Here is a 23,632-nt window from a genome sequence, read left to right as displayed (position 1 = left end):
ATCATTGAAGTCAAAAAAAGAGCGCCAATATGGCGCTCTTTTACTTAGCCCTAAGTAACTTTGTCTATCAGATGAACGGATTAACGTTCATTGTTCATTTGGGTTAGCTTGTCCCCGACAGGGCCCGAGAAATTAAAGCCATCGTGTTCATCCCAGTTGATTGACCATGTCATCACACCTGCATAGTTTGGATAGTTAAATGCAGGCTGGATAGAGCCACATTTTGTTCCTTTGGTTAAACAGTCAAGTGCATCGAGAATGTTTTGTGTTGGAGCTTGTCCGGAGTTCGCAGAGCTAGGTCCGGAAGGTAAGCCGATAGCGACTTGGTCATCACGTAGAGGGGCGAACATCGTACCATCGGCAAGCTCAAACCCTTCAATCAACATTTTCGATTGAGCTACCATCATATCGATAGACCCTTCAGGCGCAGCACCAGACATGTATGGGTTTGGTAAGCCACCGTTGTTGTAAAGTTGAACGTGAAGTAAATCTAGCGTGCTTCGCGTCGCATCGATCACTGGAATGTACGCGCCCCAAATTCCTGAGTAGGCCACGAAGCCACCTTGAACATATGGATGCTCTGGTGCCATGGTGAGGTACATATCCCCACCCATATTTTGTTCAATTTGCAGTAATGCACGTCCTAAACGAGCTTGGATTTGAGAACCATGAACAAGGTTAGACCCACTTTCCAGATCTACATCCAAACCGTCAAAGCCCCACTCAGCAATGATGTCAGTTAGGCTGGCAATAAAGGCAGCTTCATCTTGGTCAGTATTCAGAGTGATCGTGCCTTCAGCGCCACCAAGTGACAGAACGAACTTTTTACCTTTTGCTTGCAGTGCCGCCATATCTTGTTTGAACTGCAGAGGATCTAGCGCAGGGCAGCTACTGTGGATGTCGCCAGAATACAGGTTGAAGTGAACCGTACCATTACTACTGCGGTCGTTTTCCGCAAATGCGATATCGATGATATCCCATGCGTCAGACATGTCAGCCAAGCGCATCGGGCATCCGGCACCGTTGACGAAGTTATGCCAGTAACCAATCAGCTTGTGAGTTTTCTCTGTTTGCTCGACAACGGTAATCGTTGCAGCATCAGACACAACACTAGAGCCTGCGTTATCTTCTGCTTGAGCAGTGACTGTGTATGAACCGATGGCACCAGGTACCCAAGTGTAAGAGTATGGTGCAGTAGTATCGCTAGCAATGACGGCACCATTGAGTAGGAAGTTCACCTGCTTAACACTGGAGGTTAGTGACGTTGCGTCTGCAGTGATAACGGTGTTTTTGCCTAAACCAACGGTTTGTCCTGATGTAGGGGAGGTGAGTGAGACAACAAGGTCTTGATCACTCACGTTAACATTAACGCTCGATTCTCCGGTATTGCTTTCGTTATCTGTTGCAACGACACGTACTGTGTTCATGCCGATTGTAGTTGCAGACCAGTCATAGTTGTAAGGCGGTTGGGTGACGATCCCAAGACTCGTGTTGTTGGCAAAGAATTCAACTTGTTGGATTGAACCGTCTGTGTCACTTGCGTCTGCTTCAATGGTCACCAACGAGCCTGCGAGCACAACACTGTTATCTTGTGGTGATTGAATCGTGACTACAGGTGGTGTGCTACAAGCGCCTAAATCTGTCCATGCATCGGTCCAATATAAACCATCACCTGGTGCGTACGCCCAGTCGGAGCTCGATGAACACCAGCCAGCGACATCACAGCGGTACTTATTGTTGAGGTTCTGGACTTCCTGCCCGGCGGTATAACTTGTCCCTGCTACATAGTTTGGTATGCCTGCACAGCCGCCACTAGAGCTTGACGATACGCTCAGGCTGACTTCTTGGCTATTGGTTGATTGGTCATCGTTGTCAGTTGCTTTGGCTTTGAAGCTATGAGTCCCCACTTCAGATACCCAGCTATATTGGTATGGCTCACTTGTATCTGTGGCGACTAACTGATTGTTAATGAAAAATTCAACTTGGCTGATGGAGCCATCCGAGTCAGAAGCGTCGGCGGAGATGACAAGAGTCTCTCCTGCTGTCAGCTGCTCATTGCCCGTAGGGCTAGTCAGCGATACTGAAGGAGGTACTAATCCACCAGACGGTGTGACGGAAATAGTGACTTGGCTGGTGGTAGAGGCCCCTTGCTCGTCGGTTGCAACGGCTTTCACTGAAGTTGCGCCAATAGTGGCCGTCCAATCGACAGAGTAAGGTGGTTGGGTAACGACCGCTACTGACTGGTTATCAACAAAGAATTCAACGTTATCGACGTTACCGTCAGAGTCCGAGGCGTTGGCTTGCAAACTCGTCACCGTTCCTTCTGGGATGGTGGCGTTGTTAAGTGGTGAGGTCAGTGAAACCTCTGGGGGGATATTTCCACCGCCAGTATCACATTGGCCTAATGATACCCAAGCTTCCCATGGGCCGGAATTTGAGGCTGGATCATTACCTTGCGTCCAATGACTTGCTTTGTAGGCGATGTTCGACTGTTGAACCTGATCGCCAGAGTTATAGACGGTACCAGCATCCCAATTAGCTAATGCCGTACAATCATAAGCATGTGCTTGGTAACTGACCCCAAGCGCAGCGATGATTGCTGCTCTGAGTATATTCGAGCCCATTTCCCTCTCCTTAGTGTAATTAATAATGGACTCTTAAACGTCTAGCTTATGTTTTGAATTTCGCTTGCTAAATACATGAATAGTTTAATTTTTCTCATTCAATATCACGTCTCTATTATGCATATGAGCACGGTTTCAAACATTTTACGGCTCACTTCACGGAATATGCTTTTATTACAAATTGGAAAAGATTTATTAACCATATAATTTCCTTTTCATGGTGTTACGTGCCAACTTGTGTGGTTTTTGTGGTAAATTAATGCTGTGTTGGAGTTGATTTTTAGCGAGTGTAGTAATACCGTACTAGTCCGCTAGTTTATTGATGCATTTGACACTATGACACATACAGATTCATCGACACGTGAACACTTTGGTTCACGCCTTGGTTTTATTCTTGCTGCGGCGGGCGCTGCGGTTGGTTTAGGTAATATTTGGGGTTTTCCGACTCAGGCTGCCAGCAATGGTGGTGGTGCTTTTCTACTTGTCTATCTTGTCATGATCTTGGTTGTGGCATTTCCAATGCTTGTTGTTGAGATGGCCATCGGTCGGTCTGGACAAGCTAACCCTGTAGACAGCATGCGTTCACTCTCTTCTCACCCGATGGCGAAACGCGCCGGAGGATGGGTAGGTTGGCTGGGGCTATCGGTTCCTTGCGCCGTGCTTGCTTTCTACAGTATCGTCGGCGGCTGGTTGATTTGTTTCTTGCTTGGCGCTGTTACTGAGTTGCTCGGCTTAGAAGCGGTAACGGCCTGGTTTAAAGGTTTTAGCGTCGAGCGCAACCTTTTTGGGGCAATCACATTTTATGTGTTGACGATTTTGATAGTGCAGGGTGGCGTAAAACAAGGGATCGAAAAGTGGTCAACGCGTTTAATGCCTGCGCTGTTTGTTTTGTTTGGCTTACTTTTTATTTACATCATGACACAAGCTGGTGCGATGGAAGGGCTGAAGCATTACTTGGTGCCGGACTTTGAAAAAGTCTGGGATAGGCAACTGATCTTAGCTGCTATGGGGCAGGGGTTCTTTTCGTTGACCATTGGTGGTTGCTCTATGCTGATATATGGTTCTTACCTAAGTAAGAAAGAAAACCTACCCAAGATGGCAATGAATGTAACGCTGGTGGATACGGCGGTAGCGTTTATCGCGGGTCTAGTCGTGATGCCTGCGATGTTTGTTGCGATGCAAAAAGGTGTTCAGATTTACGCAGAAGATGGCTCCTTACTGAGCTCAGATACGTTAGTCTTCACTGTGTTGCCGATGATGTTCGATAGCTTAGGGATCCTTGGACAAATCTTTTCGATCGTTTTCTTCTTACTGCTAACAATCGCGGCTCTTACTTCGTCTATTTCGATGCTGGAATGTCCAGTCGCGTTAGTCAGTGAGCGTTTCAATACGAAACGCAGTGCTACTAGCTGGGTGTTAGGTGGCGCAATTGCGTTATTCAGTGTATTTATCGTGTTTAACTTTGGCGATTTGTTTGGCTTAGTTGCGATGATTGCCACTCAATATTTACAGCCAATAGCCGCGCTGATGTTCTGCCTTTTTGGTGGATGGGTTTGGAGCCGACACGCAAAAATAAAAGAGCTAGAGCAAGGCTGCCCAGAGTTCACGCAAGGCTGGTTTGGAAAGTTGTGGCCTGCGTATGTGAAGTTTGTATGTCCGGTGTTGGTCGCTACCGTGATCTGGGCTTCATTCGGTTAATTCGTTTTAGCTATAGCTAAATAGACAAAGCCCTGAAGTTTTCTTCAGGGCTTTTTTATATGCGTTAGTTGCTTTTTATATGCATTAGTTACTTAAGATGCGATAGCTGCTTAGACTGGCGAGTTAATTTGCCCCGTCGTGAGTGGCTCGACATCGGCGTCTGCTGCGACTTCGATAAACTCTTCCACAACCTGTTCGACTTGTTGATCGTCTTGGGTGAAGTAAGCTAAGTGGAATACCGCATCCCCTTCGTTGACTAAAGGTAGAGTTTGCTGGCCAATGACAATGCCTCCCTTGTGAGCTTTCAGTTCAATTTCACTGTGCCCGAGTGGTGCGCTAATGTATGCCAATACTTGGCCTTTTTCTACTTTTTCACCAAGTGTAACAACGGTGCGTAATATGCCGTCACTTTCTGCTCGAAGCCAGCTGGTGGATTTCGCAATAACCGGTGTAGGCAACTTCTTGCGGCTCGCACGAAGCATACCGATAGCCTGCATAACGCGTTGAACACCAATAAAGCCTGCGCTGATACAGATTGGCTCAAAACGCAGTGCTTCCCCTGCTTCGTAGGTCAATACTGGAATATTGAGCTTTTCAGCCTCACTTCTCAGTGAGCCATCACGTAAAGGTGAATCGACGATCACTGGTGTACCAAACGCGTTCGCGATACGTAGCGTTTCTGGGTTACTCAAATCTGCACGCAGTTGAGGCAGATTTGTTCGGTGAATGGCACCTGTGTGTAAATCCAGAATATAGTCACAACGTTTTACTACTTGGGTAAAAAACGTATGTGCCATACGTGATGCTAGTGAACCTTTTTCGCTTCCCGGAAAACAACGATTTAGGTCGCGTCGGTCGGGTAAATAACGGGACTTATGAATGAAGCCAAACACGTTAACGATCGGGACGGCGATAACCGTCCCTTTTAGCTTATCGGTATCAATGGTGTTGATCAGTTGACGCACGATTTCGACGCCATTGAGTTCATCACCATGAATTGCAGCGTTGACCATTAATGTTGGCCCAGCTTGTTTACCGTTAATAATTTCTACTGGAATAGAAAGCGGGGAGTGGGTATAGAGCTTTGCAGCTTCTAATTCAATTACTCTTCGCTCTCCTGGGGCAACGAATTCACCTAAGAATTCGAATGCCGTATTTTTTTTAGCCTTTGCCACGAGTTTTCGTCCTTTTTGTTGCCGCATTTTTCTCAATAAATTCGACAATCATCCCAGCGACGTCTTTACCAGTTGCGGCCTCGATACCTTCCAGACCTGGGGATGAGTTTACTTCCATGACCAATGGACCACGCTCTGATCTTAGTAGATCGACCCCAGCCACATTTAGACCCATTATTTTCGCAGCCGCGACTGCGGTGCGGCGCTCTTCAGGAGTGATTTTCACCAGAGAAGCGGTTCCACCACGGTGTAAGTTAGAGCGAAATTCGCCTTCCGCACCTTGTCTTTTCATCGCTGCAATCACTTTATCGCCGATGACGAAGCAGCGAATGTCCGCGCCGCCAGCCTCTTTGATGTACTCTTGAACCATGATGTTCGCTTTGAGGCCCATAAACGCCTCAACAACACTCTCAGCCGCTTTACGCGTTTCTGCCAGTACAACGCCGATGCCTTGTGTCCCTTCAAGTAACTTGATGACCACAGGCGCTCCGCCGACCATATCTAGTAGATCTTTGACATCATCTGGTTTGCTTGCAAAGCCAGTAATTGGCATACCAATCCCTTTACGAGACAGCAATTGCATTGAGCGCAGCTTGTCGCGTGAGCGAGTGATCGCTACCGATTCATTCACTGGGTAAACACCCATCATTTCAAATTGACGTAGCACAGCGGTGCCGTAGAAAGTCACAGATGCACCAATTCGAGGAACAATCGCATCAAAGCCATACAGTTCTTCACCTTTAAAGTGAATTTCTGGCTTATCGGAATTGATATTCATGTAGCAGCGCAGTGCATCAATGACTTTCACTTCGTGTCCACGACTTTCACACGCTTCAATCAGACGCTTAGTTGAGTACAGATTTGCGTTACGTGAAAGAATACCAATTTTCATTATTTGCTCTCCTCGAAAGCGATTAAAAAAGATTCCACAGGGTCGACGACAATACGATGGTGCATTGCAGTGCGGCCTAACAGCATTCGAAATGCCATGTTTTCTCGATTGGTTAGGGTGATTTCAATTGGCCACATTTGGCCCCCTAAACTCATTTCTGTTTTGATGACGTATCTCAGTTCTTCGTGTCCGCCCGAATCGCGGACGGTACGCTCATCAACCACTTCAGCCTCACAAACGGTCACCACGTCCGAATTGTTCTGAAATGGGTGGATCCAAAATCGAACCCAAAGAGCTTCGTCCTTTTTAAAGCTCTCTACTTTAAACGCGTGTAAGCAAGACGTTCGGGCCCCGGTATCGATTTTTGCGTTAATTTTTTCAATACCTAAACCAGGCAGGCTGAGGGTTTCTCGCCAACCAACAATCATTTTTTGTTTCATCGCACTACAAACTATTAGAGAGAAATACAGACTCGATTTGGGATAAAGCGAGTCCACCGATACAACTTAAAAGGGTTATTTAAATTTGAGTTATCGCTTGAAGAAGGCTTTGGTGATGAGCCTAAGAAGCTTCAAGGAGGCGGACTGTATCAGCAGAGTTTTTTACTGACCAACGAAAAAAAATGACCATTAAGACAAAAATTATTTATTGATGGTGGAGGGGTAATAAGCGACTGAAAACTGGGATAAAAGCCACATTTTGGCGTTAATTATTCGCAAAAAAGGCAAATTCTAATATGCAACTTGGAAGCTGTTCTATGCTTATTCGGATGGTTAACGTCTTTAATTAGAGGGACTTATGAAAAAAACAATTGTAAAAGCAGTGGCTATTGCGGCGATCGCGGCAAGTATGACGGGTTGTGTAGGTAGTATGGCTGTAACGGGTAAGCTCATGCAGTTTAACGTTGAAGTCGTGGATAACCGCTATGCTCGTGCTGGTGTGAACTTTCTATTAGCTCCGGTCTACGCGATTACTACCGCGGCCGACTATATTATTTTCAACTCACTGGAATTCTGGACAGGTAAAAACCCAATCAATGGCTCGCCACACATCTTCGATACCAAAACCGATACCATGCTAGATATTAACGATGACTTAGACGACTCGTTGAAAGAAGCGCCCGTTGCTCCTATCTCGATGTATCGCTCTTTTGAGCAAGGCGAAATGAAGCAGATTGATGAAAATACGATTCAAATGGACATTACATACAGTAACGGTGAGAAAGCGGTACTTTTGGGTGTGAAAGACCAACAGAACGTACAGTACTTTATTGACGGTGAATTGGTTGCTGAAACCACGATTCAACAACTAGAAGAGCTTGCGGCATCTAAGGTATAGAGAATCAACTGGCAATAAAAAGCCGAGTCACACAGACTCGGCTTTTTAATTGTACTGCAACTAAGCTTTCGCTGGGATAGCTTCAAGCAGTGCCACCATTTGCTCCCAGTATAGAGCGACTGTGTCGATCTTCACTTTCTCGTCTGGAGAGTGTGGGAATTTGATGGTAGGGCCAAATGACACCATATCCATATTAGGGTAAGGCTTCTTGAATAAACCACACTCAAGACCTGCGTGAATCACCATGATGTTTGGCTTGTGACCGTAGATACCTTCGTACATATCACGGAAGATGGCCATGATTTCGGAATCTGCATCTGGTTTCCAGCCAGGGTAAGCACCAGAAAACTCAATTTGAGCACCAGCAAGTTCAGCAACAGAAGTTAGCATCCCTTCGACTTGGCTGCGGCCCGAGTCGATCAGTGAGCGAACTAGGCACAGCACGGTAATCTTGCTTGCATCTGTGGTAATAACGCCAACATTCAGTGAAGTTTCAACCACGCCTTCAATTTCGTCACTCATACGAATCACGCCATTCGGGCATACGTTCAATGCAGCAATGAAGCGTTGCTGATCAGCAACTGCAATCACCTCTGAAGCAGACTCTATAGCTTCGTTGAACGAGACAATGCTAGTTTCTACTTTACCAAGCTCTTCTTTCAGCAAGTCTGTGTAGTAAGAAAATAGCTCAGCCAGTTTAGCTTCGTTTTCTGCTGGCACCGCTACTGTTACGAAGGCTTCACGTGGGATAGCATTGCGTAGACTACCACCGCGGAACTCAACAAGACGCAAATCTAATTCTTGCGCGTGGCCCGCTAGGAAACGCGCAACCAGTTTGTTTGCATTGCCACGACCTGTGTGGATATCACAGCCAGAGTGGCCACCTTTAAGACCTTTTAATGTTAGCTGACGAGTAACGTAGCCAGAAGGAAGTGCTTCACGAGCGATGTCGAAGGTCATTGAGCCATCGATACCACCAGCACAGCCCATGTATACTTCGCCCTCTTGCTCTGAATCTGTGTTGAGAAGGATCTCTCCTTCTAGCCAACCCGCTTCTAATCCAAAGGCGCCTGTCATACCAGCTTCTTCATCAACGGTTAGTAGGACTTCCAGTGGACCATGTTTGATTTCATTTGATGCCAGTACGGCAAGACATGACGCCATACCCATACCGTTGTCAGCACCTAGGGTTGTACCTTTGGCTGTCACCCATTCACCATCAATATATGGTTGGATTGGATCTGTAGTGAAGTCGTGGTCTGTATCTTCATTTTTTTGCGGCACCATATCAATGTGTGCTTGAAGAACAACACCTTTCTTGTTTTCCATTCCGGCTGTCGCTGGCTTTTTGATAAAAACGTTGCCAGTTGGGTCTCGGCGAACCTCTAAACCTTGTTCAGTTGCCCAGCTCACAATGTATTGTGCTAGCGCTTCTTCGTGCTTTGATGGGTGAGGAATAGAACAGATCTTATCGAAAAACTGCCACAGTGGAGCTGGTGACAAGTTGCTGATTTCAGAATGGAATTCAGACACGGATGACTCCTTTTGTAATGATTTGCCATATCTTTTAGTGGTAATTGGCTGATAATGCAGTTTGATTATCTAGATATGACCTACGATGTAGTGATGTACAGCATACCACTCCCTTTATCGAGCGAGTAGTCTAGTGAATGATGAAATTGTTTATTAATGTCACAGAACATCTACATTCCTCGAACGCTGAATGTGTAACTCATTGAGTATTAAATCACGCAGACTGGCTGATGGTTTTGTAATTTAATTACTCAATTCTTTTGATGTAAGTCAATAAATGAAAATTATGTGATTTTAATCACTCTTTTTCTTGTAATTAAATTTCTTGATGGTATATTTGTACACAACTTCGAAAGAGAAGACAAAATGCTCAAAGGATGAGTCCGTTTTATCGCCTCCAAGGAACCGAGAAATCAACCGTATGTTTAATTGATTTAAAAGGTGATAGTTATGAAAGGTTTACCATCTGCAATGTTCTGGCTTAACAGCTCTGTTTACACTAGCAACTTTGCATACCCTACTAGCTTTGGCTACTAATTAGCGGAAGCTTGTAACTCGAACAGTTTGTTCACCCCTATATATTGGAATTTTTTTACAGCGCTTGCTGCTGACATGATTCAACCGCCACTCAAATTGAGTGGCGTTTTTTTATCTTTAAATTGAAGTGCTTAAAACTTCGCCGCCAACAAATACTTTCCCCAGTGAATGATAATCACCGGTTTCTATTCTCTAAAACTCATATCAAATCGCATATTTGCTCCGTTATACACAATGAAAGTTTGCGACATGGTGCAAAAAAGCATCACTTAGACTTTTGCTGCTCATCTTTCTATTAATTTGAATTATAAGAACTTTTGTCTAGAGTTATTGTATTGCCTGCATATTGAAATCGTCATAACTCTAGCAAAACCTAATTAGAGTCTTAATTCTATCTGGAATTTAGTATTTGATAACTTTATAATCTGCAGCCAATCGATTACGCAACCGTTTACTTTTTACCCATTGTAGGATTCGAACATGCTCGAAAGACTATTTAAACTCAGCGAACACGGAACCACCGTTAGAACTGAAATTATTGCAGGTGTGACTACCTTCCTGACCATGGCTTACATTATCTTTGTAAACCCAGCAATGCTGTCAGATGCAGGTATGGACCACGGTGCTGTGTTTGTTGCAACCTGTTTAGCTGCGGCTATCGGCTGTTTCATCATGGGCTTTGTTGCTAACTACCCAATCGCTCAAGCACCAGGTATGGGCTTGAACGCATTCTTTACTTATGCCGTTGTGCTAGGTATGGGTTATACATGGCAAGTGGCATTGGCGGCTGTATTTGTATCCGGTGTGCTGTTCATCTTACTCAGCGTGTTCAAAATTCGTGAGTGGATCATCAACTCAATCCCAATGTCACTGCGTACTGGTATCTCTGCTGGTATCGGCTTATTCCTCGCTTTTATCGCACTTAAGAACGCTGGTATTGTTGTTGATAACCCTGCGACACTGGTTTCGCTTGGTTCAATCACCTCGCTACCAGCAGTGCTCGCTTCAATCGGGTTTTTCTTAACTATCGCTCTAGTTCACCGTGGCATGAAAGGTGCGGTTATGGTGGCGATTCTAGCAGTAACAGGTCTAGGTCTAGTTTTTGGCGACGTACAGTGGGCAGGCATCATGTCAGCGCCACCAAGCATTGCACCAACCTTCATGCAGCTAGATTTTTCTGCAGTGTTTGAAATCGGCATGATTTCGGTTGTGTTCGCATTCCTATTTGTCGATTTGTTCGATACAGCGGGCACACTAGTCGGCGTGGCGCAAAAAGCAGATCTAATCGGCAAGGATGGCAAAATCCCACGTCTAAATCGTGCACTTCTAGCGGACTCTACTGCAACATCTGCAGGTGCATTGCTGGGTACGTCAAACACAACTTCTTACATTGAAAGTGTTGCTGGTGTTGCAGCTGGTGGCCGTACAGGTTTAACTGCTGTAGTTGTTGGCATTTTGTTCCTTCTTGCATTATTCTTCTCGCCATTAGCTGGTATGATCCCTGCCTACGCGACCGCTGGGGCGCTATTTTATGTTGCAATCCTAATGCTTTCTGGATTGGTAAGCATTGATTGGCGAGATCTGACAGAGGCGGCACCGGTAGTAGTGACTTGTTTACTCATGCCGTTAACGTTCTCTATTGCGGAAGGTATCTCACTAGGTTTTATCGCTTACGCTGCAATTAAGTTATTTAGTGGTAAGGGCCGCGAAGTATCCATGAGTGTATGGATTATGTCGGCAATCTTTATCATCAAGTACATCGTAGCTTAATGAATTCACAACATTTCAAATATTAGGTTTTTTACAATGAGCAATAAATTCATTATCACTTGGGACAACATGCAGACATACTGTCGTCAACTGGCAGAAAAGCAAATGCCTGCAGAGCAATGGAAAGGCATCTGGGCGGTAAGCCGTGGTGGTCTTGTTCCTGGTGCAATCTTGGCTCGTGAACTGGGAATTCGTTACGTAGATACTATTTGTATCTCAAGCTACGACCACGATCATCAACGTGATATGAGCGTGCTAAAAGCGCCAGAAGGTGACGGCGAAGGTTACCTAATCGTTGAAGACCTAGTCGACAGTGGTGACACTGCACGTAAACTTCGTGAAATGTACCCTAAAGCGAAGCTTATCGCAGTATGTGCTAAGCCATCTGGTGTTGAGCTGCTAGACGACTACGTTGTTGATATCGCTCAAGACACTTGGATCGAGCAACCTTGGGATATGACGATTCAGTACGCTGAGCCAATCAATCGCAAGCAAAAATAAGCGATTGCTTAAATTCTTGGAAAAAGACCCTTTATAGGGTCTTTTTTTTTATTACTATTAGAGCAGATTCACGCTAAGCAATAGAGCTCCCTATGTCTGAAGAAGTCAGCAAGAACCTCTCCGAAACCTTGTTTGTTAAGCATAAGCAAGCAAGAGAAACCTCGGCCCTCACTCAATACATGCCAAGCAACCAAAGTGTGTTGGACGAGAAGAAAAGCAATCCAGATACGGCTTGGTACCGTAACCTGCATCGTTTGCAGTGGGCTTGGCAGGGCGTTGACCCAATAGAACAAGAAGCTGTATTGGCGAAGATAGCGTCTTCTAAGCATTCGAGAACGGAAGACAACTGGCTTGATACCGTGATGGGCTATCACAGCGGTAACTGGGCCTATGAATGGACCAAGCTTGGCATGGAACACCAACGCCGTTCAGGCACGCTAGACGGAGAATCAGCTGCAGATGAACTATTTACCGCTTCTCTATGTTTCAGTATTGCGGGCTACCCTCATTTAAAAAATGATAACTTAGCCGCACAAGCTCAGGTGCTTGCACATAATGCCTATGCGGAAGGAGCCAAAAAGACCAAGTACGTCATTAAGCAACTCGAAATCCCGTATCAAAACAAAAAAGTCACGGTCAATTTGCATTTGTCGAATACTGAAAAGCCGCAGCCAGTGGTCATAGTATGTGCTGGCCTAGATAGCTTGCAGTCGGATATGTGGAAGTTGTTCAAAAATCACTTTGCGAAACGTGATATCGCCATGCTAACCGTCGATATGCCTTCCGTTGGCCACAGTTCTCATTGGCCACTGTCTGAGGACTCATCTAGTTTAGTACAGGCTGTGGTGAATGAATTGCCAAAACTACCTTGGGTTGATCATTTCAAAGTGGGGTTGATTGGTTTCCGCTTTGGTGGCAATGCGATGGTGCGTTTGTCTTTCTTGGAGCAAGATAAAATCAAAGCGTGTGTTTCATTGGGTGCCCCAATTCATGACGTGCTGTCTTCACCGGATAAACTTAAGCAGATGTCGAAAATGTACTTAGATGTACTGGCGTCTCGGTTAGGCAAGTCGGTGGTGGATATCAATAGCTTAGCAGGGCAAATGACAGCTTGGTCTTTGAAATCACAAGGATTTCTACAGAGTAGAAAAACTAAGGTGCCTATCTTAGCGCTTAGTTTGGAAGGCGATCCGGTTTCACCGCTTTCAGATAATCAACTCGTTGCACTTTTCAGTCAATATGGAAAAGCTAAGCAAATAAAAAGTAAAACAATTACACAAGGATATGAGCAATCCCTCGATTTAGCCATAAAGTGGCTAGAAGATGAACTATTTAGATGACAACTCTCCTAATTTAGTCAAGCATGATATATGTGAGTTAAAAATAACCACATGATAAATAATAATAATTGTCATTCTTACCATTGAAATGGAGAGTCAATATGTCAGAGATGACGAAAAAACCTACTCATTACCGCTTGATTAGTACGTTAAGGGCAATTGGTCCATATCTAAGGGAGTCGCAATCAAACGAGGGGTACTACATGTTTGATTGCTTGTCAGTGTGTGTAAACGACAAAAAGTCCCCAGAAGAACGAGAGTTTTGGGGGTGGTGGCTAGAGTTAGAATTATCGGAGCAGGGCTTCCTAGCGAAGTATCATTCCGGTAAGTACGATTCAGCAGGAGATTGGCAGGGCGACAGTATTCCAAAGAAAGCCGTCGCTGAAGTGAACCGTACACAAGATGACTTCCACAATAAATTGACTGCAACCTTGAAAGAAAGGTTCGATATAGACGTCGAGTTACATAAAGAATCTGTAGAATTCGTCTGATTTTAAGTATTTATCTTCTTCTACGACTAAAAAGGTGCGTTTTCGCACCTTTTCTGCTTGTGAAATATTCATTTGATTGCTAAAACATCTTCTCTTATACGTTTTTCATTTCAAAAGACAACATGACAACGAATCAACAAAGCGGAAGCGTTTCACAAGCGAAAACAGTCGTTGTGAAACTGGGAACAAGTGTTCTAACTGGTGGTACTTTGGCGTTAGACCGTGCTCATATGGTCGAGCTTGTCCGTCAATGTGCTGAGTTAAAAAAACAAGGCCACTCAGTGGTGGTTGTTTCGTCTGGTGCAATTGCAGCAGGCCGAGAACATTTAAGTTACCCCGCACTGCCCAACTCCATGGCGAGCAAACAACTGCTTGCTGCTGTAGGGCAGAGCCAATTGATTCAAACATGGGAATCGTTGTTTGCACTCTACAACCTGAAAATTGGCCAAATGCTGCTTACTCGTGCTGACCTAGAAGACCGTGAGCGTTTTCTCAACGCACGAGATACCATTAATGCCTTGGTTGAGAATGATATTATCCCAATCGTTAACGAAAACGATGCAGTGGCCACCAGTGAAATCAAAGTCGGTGATAACGATAATTTATCGGCTTTAGTGGGTATTTTGTGTGGTGCAGACAAGTTACTGCTTTTGACAGACCAAAAAGGCTTGTTTACGGCCGATCCGCGTAAAGATCCAAACGCTGAGCTGATCAAAGAAGTGAAAACTATTGATGACACGCTGCGTAAAATTGCTGGTGGCAGTGGTACCACGCTTGGTACTGGTGGTATGGCGACTAAACTGCAAGCAGCAGATATTGCTCGTCGCGCAGGCATTGAAGTGATCATCGCTGCGGGCAGTGCTCACAATGTCATCTCAGATTCATTGAGTGAGCAACCACAAGGTACTCGATTCTTGCCTTGCGATGAAGCTCTAGAAAATCGCAAGCGCTGGATACTAGCGGGACCTGCTGCTTCTGGAGATATTGTTATCGACGACGGTGCAGTGAACGCTGTAGTAGGCAAAGGAAGCAGCCTATTGGCGAAAGGCGTGATGAAAGTCAGTGGTGAATTTGCTCGTGGTGAAGTAGCTCGTGTGACTAACGCAAATGGCCAATTAATCGCTCGAGGTATCACAAGCTATTCGAGTGCTGACTTGTCCAATATCGCAGGCAAACACAGTAAAGATATTAACTCTATTCTGGGCTATGACTATGGTTCGGAAGTTATCCACCGCGACGATTTGGTCGTGATTCAAGAATAGAATTGAGAGGGAATCCAAGTGGAATTAATGAATATGGGTAAAGCGGCAAAAGAAGCGGCTTTCCACTTAGCAACGGCATCAACGGCTCAAAAAAATAAAGCACTAGCGATCATCGCAGACGAACTAGAAGCCAATGCTGACACTATCCTTGCGGCAAACGCTAAGGACATTGAACTTGGCCGAGAAGCAGGGCTTACTGATGCTCTGCTAGACAGGCTGCTGCTTAACCAAGACCGCTTAGCGGGTATTGCCACTGATGTACGAAACGTTATTAGCTTAAACGACCCTGTAGGAAGTGAGATTGACAGCAAAGTGCTAGAAAACGGCATGTCTTTGTCTCGCCGTCGTGTGCCTCTTGGAGTCGTTGGCGTAATATACGAGGCGCGCCCAAATGTGACCATCGATATTGCAGCGCTGTGTTTGAAAACGGGTAACGCGAGTATTCTACGTGGTGGTAAAGAAACCTTTTTCTCCAACATGGAGTTGGTAAAAGTGATTCAGTCCGCTCTAGAAAAAGCAGAGCTGCCAGCAGCATCGGTGCAGTACATTGAAAAGCCAGATCGTGAATTGGTATCTCAGCTACTCAAGCTCGATGAATACGTTGATATGATCATTCCACGTGGCGGTGCGGGTTTACACAAAATGTGTAAAGAAAACAGCACGATTCCAGTGATCATTGGCGGCTTTGGGATCAGCCATATTTTTGTTGATGAAAGTGCAGACCTAGACAAATCATTGGTTGTGGTTGAAAACTCAAAAGTTCAGCGTCCTTCAGCGTGTAATGCGCTAGATACCTTATTGGTGCATGAAAAAGTCGCGCAAGAGTTTCTGACTAAACTGGCTAAGCAGTTAGCAGAGCGAGTTACTCTAGTGGCTGAGCCAAAGGCCAAAGCATTACTGGAAGGTGTTGCTCAAGTCAAAGATGCGGCTGATGGTGATTTTGACACCGAGTGGCTGAGCTACACATTGGGCGTTAAAGTGGTGGCCGACGTGAAAGAAGCGATTGACCACATGCGTGTTCACAACGCGAGCCACTCAGATGCCATTATGACTAACAGTCTACAAAACTCAGAGTTGTTCATTAACTCAGTTGGCTCTGCAGCGGTCTACGTAAATGCCTCGACTCGCTTTACCGATGGAGCACAATTCGGCTTAGGGGCTGAAGTAGCCGTCTCTACTCAGAAGCTTCATGCTCGTGGCCCTATGGGACTAGAAGAGCTAACAAGTTACAAGTGGGTTGGTAAGGCTAACTACTTACCTCGACCATAAACTATGTAATTTCTCATATGGCGTGAAGTGGTAATTCAGCTTATTAAAGATGCATTACATTGGCGACCAATTGACTGAAAAAGGCAAGCATTGAGCTTGCCTTTTTACTATTTGGAAGAAAATTGAAATGCAAAAAGTGGTAATTGCGCTGCTTGCTTTATTGGCAAGTGGTGCGATGGCAGAAGAACCTACTCAATCCAACGATACCAAGCCTGAAGTTGAAAGTATTCGGACTTCGAAAGCCGCTGAAAACGAAGCTACCCCGATAAAAAAAGCCAAATCAGAAAAGCATCACGATGACCCAACCAAAGTGGTGACTAAGTTCTCACTTGGTTATACCGGGGAGGTCAAGGTGTCGGGGTCGGTAGGGCTGGATGATGCTCGAATGCTGAACGCATCGGTATACGGAGATGGTGGAGAGTGGACGTTGGGTGGTTCTTGGCTATTTGATATCGGAATTGTTAACTTCTATTTTAGCAATAGTGAATACGACGATGGCTCGAGCAACACCAGTTATAGTATCGGTACATTTATGCCTCTGAGTTATTTTGGTATTGAACCTGCAGGTTGGCAAATATTCCCGATGTTTGGCTACAACTACAGCGATGGGGATTCGATGCAAGAGGTCTACGATCCGCAAAAGAAAGTCAGTGAATATGTTCTGATGCCAACGCAATCTCATGGGGGCTACTTGGGTGGCTTTGCTTTTAAACCGATTAATGAAACTTGGTCTGTAATGACGTTTGCCGGTGGTTCGATGGGTAGCGAAGATTACCGTAACTATTGGGTTGGAGGTGGCGTAAGCTATGCGTTCACCCATAACCAATCAATCAACCTGTACGCAACGTATGATGACAGCACGTTGTATGAGGCTGATTCAACCGTTGGGCTGTCTTACAAAATTGAGTTTGACTAACCTTTGTTCAATTTAAAAGTGGCTATGGCACGGATGCTTAGCTGACCCAATGTAATCCCACGTCATAAACGACTTCCAGCCTCATTTTCGTGCAAACTCTTTTCTAAAATCCTCCAATTCCGCTAAACTGTTCGAGCTTTGCTGAAAAGCCAAAGCGTGTGCATCAACTGGAGGTGATATGCATTGTCCTTTTTGTTCTGAGAACGACACCAAAGTTATAGACTCTCGTTTAGTTGCCGATGGACACCAGGTCCGTCGTCGTCGCCAATGTTTGGCTTGCAGTGAACGATTCACAACATTTGAATCAGCAGAGCTCGTCATGCCAAAAGTGATTAAATCGAATGGCAATCGAGAACCTTTCAATGAAGACAAAATGGTGGGTGGTTTTCAACGAGCATTGGAAAAGCGTCCAGTGAGCGCAGACTCGATTGAGCTAGCCATCAGCATGATCAAATCTCAACTTCGCGCTACCGGAGAACGAGAAGTCCCAAGTGAAATGATTGGCAATTTAGTTATGGACCAACTGAAAGAGCTAGATAAAGTCGCTTATATTCGTTTTGCTTCGGTTTACCGTAGCTTTGAAGATATTCGAGAGTTTGGTGAAGAGATCGCCAAGTTAGAAGATTAATCCTGAAGTTTCATGTCATCCTATTCAATATTCGATCATCAAATGATGGCGCGGGCGCTAGAGCTCGCGAAGCGTGGAATATACACCACAGCACCAAACCCTAATGTTGGTTGCGTTATCGTTCAAAACGGTGAAATTGTCGGCGAAGGCTTTCACCACAAAGCGGGTGAGCCTCATGCTGAAGTTCATGCAATGAGAATGGCAGGTAGCCGAACTCAAGGCGCCACGGCTTACGTCACCCTTGAACCTTGTTCTCATTACGGCCGTACGCCGCCGTGTGCTGAAGGGTTAATCAACGCAAAAGTTGCAAAAGTTGTATGTGCGATGGAAGACCCCAACCCAAAAGTGGCGGGACGTGGCATAAAAATGTTGCAACAGGCTGGCATTGAAGTGGAGGTCGGCTTGCTGCGCGAAGAGGCGCTTGCATTAAATCCTGGTTTTATCAAACGTATGAAAACGGGAATGCCGTTTGTCCAATTAAAGATGGCGGCGAGCCTAGACGGTCAAACCGCATTAAATAACGGGCAAAGTCAGTGGATTACTTCTCCGCAAGCTCGAAAAGATGTGCAAGGCTTTAGGGCCAAAGCCGGAGCGATTCTCTCGACAAGTAAGACAGTCGTATATGACAACGCGACGTTGAATGTGCGCCACAGTGAGTTGCCAAGTCAAATCAAAGCGGTTATGAGCGACGAAGAGGTTCGCCAGCCGACCCGAGTAATTTTGGACCGAACAGGTCAACTCGATGATAGCCTTAAACTGTGGCAAGCACCCGGCCAGATATTGACGGTTAGTCATACTGATGCATCTCACAAGCAAAATGCCGTCGCGACAGAAGTCTCGGTTCCTCTGAACACGCTAGGGCAGCTAGATCTGAAAGAAACGCTGAGTACGTTATCCAAACAGCATGATATCAATCATATATGGGTAGAAGCCGGTGCAACGCTAGCTCGTTCTTTAATAGAGCAGCAGTTGGTCGATGAGATTGTGTTATATCTAGCTCCTAAGTTGATGGGCAGCGATGGTCGAGGCCTGTTTGGTGCGCTAGGGTTAGAAAATATGTCGGATGTACTAGAACTCGACATTACTGATTTACGACAGGTCGGCAGCGACATTCGTGTTGTTGCCTGCTTAAAACAGAAAGAAGACTGATTATGTTTACTGGAATAGTAGAAGCTGTAGGTACATTAACCGCTATCACACCAAAAGGTGAAGACATCAGCGTTAGCGTGGAAGTTGGTAAGCTTGATATGTCGGATGTGAAACTGGGTGACAGTATTGCAACCAATGGGGTGTGCTTAACTGTGGTGAGCTACACCGACACAAGTTATACCGCCGACCTTTCAGTCGAAACTCTGAATAAAACGGGTTTTACCGACTATCAGGCCGGTGATAAAGTGAACTTAGAGAAAGCGATGCTACCCACCACTCGCTTTGGTGGTCACATCGTGTCTGGCCACGTAGATGGTGTTGGTGAGATCGCTGAGCGTAATCAAGTTGGTCGAGCGATTGAATTTTGGGTTTCCATGCCCGCTGAACTATCTAAGTACGTCGCTGAGAAAGGCTCTATTACGGTTGATGGGATCAGCCTCACGGTGAATGATTTACGCAAGAATGCCTTCAAGCTAACTATTGTGCCGCATACTGGTGAAGAAACGACTATCGCCGACTTTCAGGTAGGCCGTAAAGTTAACCTAGAAGTGGATGTATTAGCTCGCTATATGGAACGCCTGCTGCAAGGACAAAAAGAGTCTGAGCCAGAATCTCGCCTTACCATGGAATTCTTACAACAAAATGGTTTCGCTTAATCACGAGATCATATAATCAATGTCATAGGAACGAACAATGCCAATTAGTACGCCTCAAGAAATTATCGAAGATATTCGCTTAGGAAAAATGGTCATCTTAATGGACGATGAAGATCGTGAGAATGAAGGTGATCTGATTATGGCTGCGGAGCACGTCACTCCGGAAGCCATCAACTTCATGGCGACGTATGGCCGTGGCTTGATCTGCCTGACTATGACTAAAGAGCGTTGTGAACGTTTGGGCTTACCGCCAATGGTGCAAGACAACAACGCTCAATACACCACGAATTTTACGGTTTCGATTGAAGCGGCTGAGGGTGTACTACCGGGATTTCCGCATCGGACCGTGCAGTGACAGTTCAAGCAGCAGTAGCGGCAGATGCGAAAGCGGCGGACTTAGTTCAACCCGGCCACATTTTCCCACTTGCAGCGCAAGATGGCGGGGTATTGACTCGTGCCGGCCATACAGAAGCTGGGTGTGACTTAGCTCGTTTAGGTGGCTGTGAGCCAGCATCTGTGATTGTTGAGATCCTAAACGATGATGGCACTATGGCCCGTCGTCCTGATTTAGAAGTGTTCGCTGAAAAGCACAACATCAAGCTAGGCACTATCGCAGATCTTATCGAGTACCGTAACAACACAGAAACCACCATTGAGCGCGTAGCTGAGTGTAAGCTACCCACTGAGTTTGGTGAGTTCGACTTAGTGACCTTCCGCGACACGATTGATAACCAGATACACTATGCATTGAAAAAAGGTGATCTTGCTGGTGAAGCTCCATTAGTACGAGTGCACTTGCAAGACACGTTTACGGACTTACTTCGTAGTGATCGCAATGCGCAGCGCAGCTGGAGCTTAGATAAAGCGATGAAGCGTATCGGTGCCGAAGGCGGTGTGTTAGTTATTTTGGGGAATGAGGAGTCTACAGATTTGCTGATCCATCGCGTTAAGATGTTTGAGCAGCAAGATAAAGGTGAAGCGCCAACATTGGCGAAAAAGCAAGGTACGTCTCGCCGTGTCGGGGTGGGTTCGCAGATCCTTGCTGACCTCGGTGTGCACGATATGCGCTTACTCTCTTCAACCAACAAAAAGTATCACGCACTAGGTGGCTTTGGGCTTAACGTGGTGGAATACGTCTGCGAGTAACCTCGCGGTCAGATATTATCTTTGGGCGAGGTAGTTACTACCTCGCTTTCTAATTTCAAAACCGTCAGATTTCTGCAAAAACCTATTAGATATTGCTCACAGTTTTATGCTAGAATCCGGCGATTCTCACTTGATGAACATAGTTAAAGGAAAGCTTATGAAAGTGATCGAGGGTGGCTTCCCAGCGCCAAATGCAAAAATTGCTATCGTTATTTCTCGTTTCAACAGTTTTATTAACGAAAGTCTTCTTTCTGGTGCAATCGATACTTTAAAGCGTCATGGACAAGTTAGCGAAGACAACATCACTGTTGTACGCTGTCCTGGTGCTGTAGAGCTACCGCTTGTTGCGCAACGTGTTGCTAAAACTGGAAAGTTCGACGCTATCGTATCTCTAGGTACAGTAATTCGTGGCGGAACGCCACACTTTGACTATGTTTGTAGTGAATGTAATAAAGGTTTGGCACAAGTGTCTCTGGAATATAGCCTTCCAGTCGCATTCGGTGTCCTAACTGTTGATACAATCGATCAAGCAATTGAACGCGCAGGAACCAAGGCTGGTAACAAGGGTGCAGAGGCTGCACTGAGCGCGCTTGAGATGATTAACGTTCTATCTGAAATCGATTCCTAATGGGGGCCAGTGTGAAACCAGCCGCACGTCGTAATGCACGTCAATTTGCTTTACAAGCAATTTATTCTTGGCAAATTACTAAAGATAATGTTGCCACAATTGAAGAACAGTTTTTATCTGGTGGTAAGTATGATGAAGAAGAGCATCATGCCGCTGAACCAGCGTTAACTGCTCCAGAAACTGACGTAGCTTACTTCCGTGACCTACTAACAGGTGTTGTGCTAAGTCACACAGAGCTAGACAGCAAGATTCGTCCATACACAGCGCGTCCTATGCAGGACCTAGACATGATGGAGCTTGCTTTGCTTCGTCTTGCTATGTATGAAATGACTCGTCGCGAAGACGTACCTTACAAAGTGGTAATCAACGAAGCGATTGAACTTGCAAAAGTATTCGCCGCAGAAGAAAGTCACAAATTTGTGAATGGTGTGCTAGATAAAGCCGCGCCACACGTACGTAAGAAATAACAAGATACGTTACAATTAAAAGGTCAGCAGTTGCTGGCCTTTTTGTTGTTTAGCGTTTACCTTTTTTAGGCTCTCACCACTTTGAAGTAACATAGACTATGTCTGGCGAATTCAACCTTATCGATAAATACTTCTCTAACCGTCAATCTCAGCGCAAAGATGTATTGTTGTCTTTGGGAGATGACTGTGCGCTTGTAAAGCCTCCTGAAAATGTTTCTATTGCGATCAGTACCGATACATTAGTGGCAGGTACTCACTTTCTCGCTAGTGCAAACCCAGCCTGGGTTGCCCATAAAGCTTTGGCTTCTAACATCAGTGACTTAGCTGCAATGGGTGCAACACCCGCGTGGGTCAGTTTTGCTCTAACGATGCCAGAGCCCGATGAACAATGGCTAGAACCGTTCTGCCAATCTTTCTTTGAATTGGCTGATTACTTTGGGATCCAGCTTATTGGTGGCGATACGACCAAAGGCCCACTGAGCCTGACTTTGACGGTTCAAGGCTTTGTACCTGAAGAGAGAGCCCTTAAACGAGATGGTGCTGAAATCGGGGATTGGATATTCGTCACTGGGGAATTGGGTGACAGTAAAGCTGGGCTAGAAGTGATTTTGGATCCTGCTAAGCGTAGTCAGCCGAGTGCGCTGGAGTTAGAAAAAAGGCACTATATATCTACGCCCAGAGTGCTAGTTGGTCAAGCTTTGCTTGGTGTTGCTAGTGCAGCCATTGATATTTCAGATGGCCTGATTTCCGACTTAGGCCATATCTTGAAGCGTTCAAATGTCGGTGCTTCTATCGATGTTTCTTTACTTCCGGTTTCTGATACGCTTAGGGCCTACTTGCAAGATAGCACGTCAGCTCAAAAATATGCGCTCAGCAGTGGTGAAGAATATGAATTGTGCTTTACTGTGCCCGACCAGAATAAAGGCATGGTCGAAAGTGCACTGGCTCATTGTGGTGCTAAAGTGACATGCATTGGTCAGGTTAGGCCACAAGGTGTGTTAGAACTGCATCAACAAGGTAATCCTATCGACTGGCAATTAGCTGGTTACGATCATTTCAAGGTTTAAAAATGACAAACCCACTTGCGCTTATTTCACTAAAAAATCCATGGCATCTGCTTGCAACTGGCTTTGGTAGCGGGTTATCGCCAATCATTCCCGGCACAATGGGAACGGTTGCGGCAATCCCACTGTATTTATTATTGGTTCAACTGCCACTTCCTCTTTATGTATTGGCTGTCATCATCTCTTGCATCATAGGTATTAAGATCTGCCAGGTTACGTCAGACGATATGGGCGTACATGACCATGGCTCGATTGTATGGGACGAATTCGCTGGATTTTGGATCACCATGTTAGTCATTCCGTTGTTCAACCTTGATGCGACGGATTGGAAGTGGTTACTGACCGGTTTTATACTATTCCGCTTTTTTGACATGGTAAAACCGTGGCCAATTGGTTGGTTGGATAAACGAATCCACGGTGGGCTAGGGATCATGATTGATGATATTGTCGCTGGTATTATGGCGGGTGTCTCACTTTACCTTATTGGTCGTTATGCTGGTTGGTTGTAGACAAGTCCAAACTGCATATAAATAGAAAAGGGCTGACAA

At 45.5% G+C, this 23,632-nt stretch carries 22 protein-coding genes and 1 pseudogene; 18 read left to right on the top strand and 5 right to left on the bottom strand.

From position 1 onward, the window contains the following. Positions 1–80: 80 nt before the first annotated feature. The gene (locus tag J4N42_RS10790; RefSeq protein ID WP_252027897.1) at positions 81–2,624 is read right to left on the bottom strand and encodes an Ig-like domain-containing protein; all 2,544 of its coding nucleotides are present in this window, start codon (positions 2,622–2,624) and stop codon (positions 81–83) included. 336 nt (positions 2,625–2,960) lie between these two features. Here J4N42_RS10790 and J4N42_RS10785 point away from each other — a divergent pair, with 336 nt between their 5' ends. Next, a complete protein-coding gene (locus J4N42_RS10785) occupies positions 2,961–4,322 on the top strand; it encodes a sodium-dependent transporter (RefSeq protein ID WP_252027896.1) in 1,362 nt (453 codons plus the stop codon). A gap of 110 nt (positions 4,323–4,432) precedes the next feature. Here J4N42_RS10785 and J4N42_RS10780 read toward each other — a convergent pair whose 3' ends face one another. From J4N42_RS10780 to J4N42_RS10770, 3 genes are read right to left on the bottom strand one after another with little or no spacing between them, the layout of a single operon-like run. Next, entirely contained in the window at positions 4,433–5,524 is a 1,092-nt protein-coding gene (locus J4N42_RS10780) for a succinylglutamate desuccinylase/aspartoacylase family protein (protein ID WP_252027895.1), read from the bottom strand. Then, positions 5,484–6,389, bottom strand: coding sequence for a 30S ribosomal protein S6--L-glutamate ligase (gene rimK, locus J4N42_RS10775; RefSeq protein WP_252027894.1), 906 nt, complete (start codon positions 6,387–6,389; stop codon positions 5,484–5,486). The genes J4N42_RS10780 and rimK overlap by 41 nt, the downstream gene beginning before the upstream one ends. Then, positions 6,389–6,829: an ATP-dependent zinc protease family protein gene (locus tag J4N42_RS10770; protein ID WP_252027892.1), complete on the bottom strand. Its 441-nt coding sequence runs from the start codon at positions 6,827–6,829 to the stop codon at positions 6,389–6,391. Before J4N42_RS10770 ends, rimK begins: the two co-directional genes overlap by 1 nt. A gap of 358 nt (positions 6,830–7,187) precedes the next feature. Between J4N42_RS10770 and J4N42_RS10765 the strand changes: the two genes are divergently transcribed. Then, positions 7,188–7,727, top strand: a complete 540-nt coding sequence (locus J4N42_RS10765) for a DUF3332 domain-containing protein (protein ID WP_252027890.1) — start codon at positions 7,188–7,190, stop codon at positions 7,725–7,727. A 60-nt stretch (positions 7,728–7,787) separates the two neighbouring features. On the opposite strand, the gene J4N42_RS10760 is transcribed toward J4N42_RS10765, so the two are convergent. Continuing rightward, a complete protein-coding gene (locus J4N42_RS10760; RefSeq protein WP_252027888.1) occupies positions 7,788–9,260 on the bottom strand; it encodes an aminoacyl-histidine dipeptidase in 1,473 nt (490 codons plus the stop codon). A 450-nt stretch (positions 9,261–9,710) separates the two neighbouring features. On the opposite strand from J4N42_RS10760, the gene vcdP reads away from it, so the two are divergent. From vcdP to pgpA, 16 genes and pseudogenes are all read left to right on the top strand, one after another. Further along, the gene (vcdP, locus tag J4N42_RS22660) at positions 9,711–9,797 is read left to right on the top strand and encodes a small protein VcdP (protein ID WP_016767614.1); all 87 of its coding nucleotides are present in this window, start codon (positions 9,711–9,713) and stop codon (positions 9,795–9,797) included. 480 nt (positions 9,798–10,277) lie between these two features. Beyond that, positions 10,278–11,567, top strand: coding sequence for an NCS2 family permease (locus J4N42_RS10755; RefSeq protein WP_252027886.1), 1,290 nt, complete (start codon positions 10,278–10,280; stop codon positions 11,565–11,567). 36 nt (positions 11,568–11,603) lie between these two features. After that, positions 11,604–12,068: a xanthine phosphoribosyltransferase gene (gene gpt / locus J4N42_RS10750; RefSeq protein ID WP_252027884.1), complete on the top strand. Its 465-nt coding sequence runs from the start codon at positions 11,604–11,606 to the stop codon at positions 12,066–12,068. A gap of 92 nt (positions 12,069–12,160) precedes the next feature. Further along, a complete protein-coding gene (gene frsA / locus J4N42_RS10745) occupies positions 12,161–13,408 on the top strand; it encodes an esterase FrsA (protein WP_252027883.1) in 1,248 nt (415 codons plus the stop codon). Between the two features lie 101 nt (positions 13,409–13,509). Then, positions 13,510–13,899 carry a sigma factor-binding protein Crl gene (gene crl, locus J4N42_RS10740; protein WP_252027881.1) on the top strand — a complete coding sequence of 130 codons (390 nt, stop codon included), beginning with the start codon at positions 13,510–13,512 and terminating at the stop codon, positions 13,897–13,899. A 122-nt stretch (positions 13,900–14,021) separates the two neighbouring features. After that, positions 14,022–15,161, top strand: coding sequence for a glutamate 5-kinase (gene proB, locus J4N42_RS10735; RefSeq protein ID WP_252027879.1), 1,140 nt, complete (start codon positions 14,022–14,024; stop codon positions 15,159–15,161). Between the two features lie 18 nt (positions 15,162–15,179). Then, positions 15,180–16,430, top strand: coding sequence for a glutamate-5-semialdehyde dehydrogenase (locus J4N42_RS10730; protein WP_252027878.1), 1,251 nt, complete (start codon positions 15,180–15,182; stop codon positions 16,428–16,430). Positions 16,431–16,557: 127 nt separating this feature from the next. Continuing rightward, positions 16,558–17,346, top strand: coding sequence for a hypothetical protein (locus J4N42_RS10725; protein ID WP_252027876.1), 789 nt, complete (start codon positions 16,558–16,560; stop codon positions 17,344–17,346). 178 nt (positions 17,347–17,524) lie between these two features. After that, on the top strand, positions 17,525–17,974 hold the full coding sequence (nrdR, locus tag J4N42_RS10720) for a transcriptional regulator NrdR (protein WP_252027874.1): 450 nt from the start codon (positions 17,525–17,527) through the stop codon (positions 17,972–17,974). A gap of 12 nt (positions 17,975–17,986) precedes the next feature. Beyond that, positions 17,987–19,123 (top strand): bifunctional diaminohydroxyphosphoribosylaminopyrimidine deaminase/5-amino-6-(5-phosphoribosylamino)uracil reductase RibD, encoded by a 1,137-nt coding sequence (gene ribD, locus J4N42_RS10715; RefSeq protein ID WP_252027872.1) that lies wholly within the window; start codon positions 17,987–17,989, stop codon positions 19,121–19,123. A gap of 2 nt (positions 19,124–19,125) precedes the next feature. Further along, the gene (locus tag J4N42_RS10710; protein WP_252027870.1) at positions 19,126–19,779 is read left to right on the top strand and encodes a riboflavin synthase; all 654 of its coding nucleotides are present in this window, start codon (positions 19,126–19,128) and stop codon (positions 19,777–19,779) included. 37 nt (positions 19,780–19,816) lie between these two features. Next, positions 19,817–20,925, top strand: a pseudogene (gene ribBA, locus J4N42_RS10705) (bifunctional 3,4-dihydroxy-2-butanone-4-phosphate synthase/GTP cyclohydrolase II). A 157-nt stretch (positions 20,926–21,082) separates the two neighbouring features. After that, positions 21,083–21,553 (top strand): 6,7-dimethyl-8-ribityllumazine synthase, encoded by a 471-nt coding sequence (gene ribH, locus J4N42_RS10700; protein ID WP_004415274.1) that lies wholly within the window; start codon positions 21,083–21,085, stop codon positions 21,551–21,553. Further along, entirely contained in the window at positions 21,553–22,020 is a 468-nt protein-coding gene (nusB, locus tag J4N42_RS10695) for a transcription antitermination factor NusB (RefSeq protein ID WP_252027868.1), read from the top strand. The genes ribH and nusB overlap by 1 nt, the downstream gene beginning before the upstream one ends. Positions 22,021–22,118: 98 nt before the next feature. Beyond that, a complete protein-coding gene (thiL, locus tag J4N42_RS10690) occupies positions 22,119–23,087 on the top strand; it encodes a thiamine-phosphate kinase (RefSeq protein ID WP_252027866.1) in 969 nt (322 codons plus the stop codon). A 2-nt stretch (positions 23,088–23,089) separates the two neighbouring features. After that, positions 23,090–23,593 carry a phosphatidylglycerophosphatase A gene (gene pgpA / locus J4N42_RS10685; RefSeq protein WP_252027864.1) on the top strand — a complete coding sequence of 168 codons (504 nt, stop codon included), beginning with the start codon at positions 23,090–23,092 and terminating at the stop codon, positions 23,591–23,593. Positions 23,594–23,632: the final 39 nt, after the last annotated feature.

Source organism: Vibrio sp. SCSIO 43135 (genome assembly GCF_023716665.1).
Taxonomy (GTDB): domain Bacteria; phylum Pseudomonadota; class Gammaproteobacteria; order Enterobacterales; family Vibrionaceae; genus Vibrio; species Vibrio paucivorans.
The sequence above is the reverse complement of the archived record's forward strand: the minus strand, read 5'-3'. Positions and strand labels throughout refer to the sequence as shown.

What these genes read in the sequence shown, in the direction of transcription:
- J4N42_RS10790 (WP_252027897.1), bottom strand. Translation starts at nt 2,624, where the DNA reads ATGGGCTCGAATATACTCAGAGCAGCAATCATCGCTGCGCTTGGGGTC.
- J4N42_RS10785 (WP_252027896.1), top strand. Translation starts at nt 2,961, where the DNA reads ATGACACATACAGATTCATCGACACGTGAACACTTTGGTTCACGCCTT.
- J4N42_RS10780 (WP_252027895.1), bottom strand. Translation starts at nt 5,524, where the DNA reads ATGCGGCAACAAAAAGGACGAAAACTCGTGGCAAAGGCTAAAAAAAAT.
- rimK (WP_252027894.1), bottom strand. Translation starts at nt 6,389, where the DNA reads ATGAAAATTGGTATTCTTTCACGTAACGCAAATCTGTACTCAACTAAG.
- J4N42_RS10770 (WP_252027892.1), bottom strand. Translation starts at nt 6,829, where the DNA reads ATGAAACAAAAAATGATTGTTGGTTGGCGAGAAACCCTCAGCCTGCCT.
- J4N42_RS10765 (WP_252027890.1), top strand. Translation starts at nt 7,188, where the DNA reads ATGAAAAAAACAATTGTAAAAGCAGTGGCTATTGCGGCGATCGCGGCA.
- vcdP (WP_016767614.1), top strand. Translation starts at nt 9,711, where the DNA reads ATGAAAGGTTTACCATCTGCAATGTTCTGGCTTAACAGCTCTGTTTAC.
- J4N42_RS10755 (WP_252027886.1), top strand. Translation starts at nt 10,278, where the DNA reads ATGCTCGAAAGACTATTTAAACTCAGCGAACACGGAACCACCGTTAGA.
- gpt (WP_252027884.1), top strand. Translation starts at nt 11,604, where the DNA reads ATGAGCAATAAATTCATTATCACTTGGGACAACATGCAGACATACTGT.
- frsA (WP_252027883.1), top strand. Translation starts at nt 12,161, where the DNA reads ATGTCTGAAGAAGTCAGCAAGAACCTCTCCGAAACCTTGTTTGTTAAG.
- crl (WP_252027881.1), top strand. Translation starts at nt 13,510, where the DNA reads ATGTCAGAGATGACGAAAAAACCTACTCATTACCGCTTGATTAGTACG.
- proB (WP_252027879.1), top strand. Translation starts at nt 14,022, where the DNA reads ATGACAACGAATCAACAAAGCGGAAGCGTTTCACAAGCGAAAACAGTC.
- J4N42_RS10725 (WP_252027876.1), top strand. Translation starts at nt 16,558, where the DNA reads ATGCAAAAAGTGGTAATTGCGCTGCTTGCTTTATTGGCAAGTGGTGCG.
- nrdR (WP_252027874.1), top strand. Translation starts at nt 17,525, where the DNA reads ATGCATTGTCCTTTTTGTTCTGAGAACGACACCAAAGTTATAGACTCT.
- ribD (WP_252027872.1), top strand. Translation starts at nt 17,987, where the DNA reads ATGTCATCCTATTCAATATTCGATCATCAAATGATGGCGCGGGCGCTA.
- J4N42_RS10710 (WP_252027870.1), top strand. Translation starts at nt 19,126, where the DNA reads ATGTTTACTGGAATAGTAGAAGCTGTAGGTACATTAACCGCTATCACA.
- ribH (WP_004415274.1), top strand. Translation starts at nt 21,083, where the DNA reads ATGAAAGTGATCGAGGGTGGCTTCCCAGCGCCAAATGCAAAAATTGCT.
- nusB (WP_252027868.1), top strand. Translation starts at nt 21,553, where the DNA reads ATGGGGGCCAGTGTGAAACCAGCCGCACGTCGTAATGCACGTCAATTT.
- thiL (WP_252027866.1), top strand. Translation starts at nt 22,119, where the DNA reads ATGTCTGGCGAATTCAACCTTATCGATAAATACTTCTCTAACCGTCAA.
- pgpA (WP_252027864.1), top strand. Translation starts at nt 23,090, where the DNA reads ATGACAAACCCACTTGCGCTTATTTCACTAAAAAATCCATGGCATCTG.